We start from the raw sequence: 1,028 nt of genomic DNA, 5'->3' as shown, positions 1-1,028 counted from the left end.
TAAAGTATGAGGTCGACCTGATTTCTTTTTGAGTGATTCTGCTATTTCTAGAACCTCTACCATCTCAGTAAAAACTTGTCGAGGTACGCCAACTAAGCGTTTGAATTCAGAATCTGAAAAACGGTTTAATTTCTGATATCTCATGAAATTTATATGGAGGTGATTTTTACTTTCGCAAGAGGTCTAATGATGATATTAAATGTCTTTGTACTTATCGATATTTAACTGGTGATGTAAATTTGATTATTGACCTATATAGAGTTGAAGATCAAAGTCCTGAATTGATGATAGAAAGAGTGAGAAATTTCCTTTTATATAATAATTGGGATGGTTTTATTGTTGTGGAAAATGTTGATGATGACTATTTAAAAATTGGTAATAGTCTAATTCAATCAGTTTGTATTAATGATTCTTTAATCGATAATGATATAGTGTATTTTGTTGATAAGTAAAATTTAATCAAAGGTTGTGTTCCATCAGAATACATAAAAAATAGATCTCTTGCGAAAGTGGTTATTGCAAGTTTATTCGGTTTACCAGTGCAGCAATTAAGTTAATGCGTAAACAGAATCTTTTCCGTCTATTTCGATAGCGTTCACTTAATATTCTAAATGTTTTCAATTGACTATTGATGTGTTCGATCACAACTCGTATTTTTCCAATCAGTTTATTGTACTTTTTCTCAACACTAAATAACGGGAAATTCTTCTTTTTCTTTATGGGCATCAATAATTTAAAGCCATGTTGCTCTAATCCATAGTACCCTAAATCGGTCACAACATATTCACAATGCTTAAATTTCTTAACCGTTTCTCTTGCCAGTTTGATGTCATGCTGACCACCATTCGATATATCTAGCCCTATGATTTGTTTACTCTTCGGATGATAGATCACTTGGGCTTTTAGCGTATGTTTCTTCTTTTTACCACTGTAGAACTTACTCTGATTTTTTTTTCGGGCGTTCGATTGAACATTCTGTCGCATCAATAATGACCCAGTTAAAGTGTTCTTCTGCTGTGGTTATACTT

At 32.2% G+C, this 1,028-nt stretch carries 1 pseudogene; it reads right to left on the bottom strand.

Annotated features, from left to right (window positions below):
- Positions 1-513: 513 nt before the first annotated feature.
- Positions 514-1,028, bottom strand: a pseudogene (locus AC5YCI_RS16260) (transposase); the annotation flags it as partial.

This window comes from Acinetobacter sp. CY17 (genome assembly GCF_059515825.1).
This window is presented reverse-complemented; position numbering and strand designations above follow the sequence as displayed.